The 944-nt window shown below is 65.6% G+C and carries 1 protein-coding gene; it reads right to left on the bottom strand.

Translation table 11 applies throughout. The annotated features are described in order from the left end of the window. A partial coding sequence (locus tag CD932_RS28695; protein WP_254926473.1) for a YDG domain-containing protein occupies window positions 1-944 on the bottom strand: 944 nt, incomplete at both ends.

Below are 944 nucleotides of genomic sequence, written 5' to 3'. Positions count from 1 at the left end.
ATCGGCGGTCGTGCTCGCCGTGTTGCTGGTCAGATTGTAGTTGCCCGCGTCGTTACCGCCCAGGGCGATGCCGCTGACGTTGACCGCCTTGCCGGTGGCGGCATTCTTGTCGGCGAAGGCGCCGCTGGCGGTGGCGTTCAGGCTGTCGCCTGCGACCATGCCGTTAAACGCTGCGCCGGCGGTGCTGACCGTTGCCGCCGTAGTGCCGTCATAGACCTTGCTGCCAGCCGTAATGCCGGTGACGGTATTGACGGTGGCGCGGCTGATGTCGGCGGTGGTGCTGGCCGTGTTGGCAGCCAGCGTGTAGTTGCCGGCGTCGGCGCCGCCGAGCGTAATGCCATTGATGGCAACGGCTTTGCCAAGCGCCGCGTTCTTGTCGGCAAACGCACCGCTGGCGCTGGCGTTCAGGCTGTCGCCATTCACCATGCCGGCAAAGAGAGCGCCGTTCGTGTTGACAGTAGCGCCGCTGGTGCCGTCATAGACCTTGCTGCCGGCGGTAATGCCGCTGACGGTATTGATAGTCGCGCGGCTGATGTCGGCGGTGGCGCTGGCGGTGCTGCTGGCCAGCGTGTAGTTGCCGGCATCGGTACCGCCGAGCGTAATGTCACTGATGGCAACGGTTTTGCCAAGCGCCGCATTCTTGTCGCCGAAGGCGCCGCTGGCGGTGGCGTTCAGGCTATCGCCAGCGACGATGCCGGCAAACGCTGCGCCGGCGGTGTTGACCATGGCATTGGTCGTGCCGTCATAGACCTTGCTGTTGGCCGTGATGCCGGTGACGGCATTGATGGCGGCGCGGCTGATATCGGCCGTCGTACTGGCGGTGTTGTTCGCCAGCGTGTAGTTGCCCGCGTCGGCACCGCCGAGCGTAATGCCGTTGACGGCAACGGTTTTGCCAAGCGCCGCATTCTTGTCGCCGAAGGCGCCGCTGGCGGTGGCCTTCAGGC

The organism is Janthinobacterium sp. PC23-8, assembly GCF_002250505.1.
Taxonomy (GTDB): Bacteria; Pseudomonadota; Gammaproteobacteria; order Burkholderiales; family Burkholderiaceae_D; genus Janthinobacterium.
This window is presented reverse-complemented; position numbering and strand designations above follow the sequence as displayed.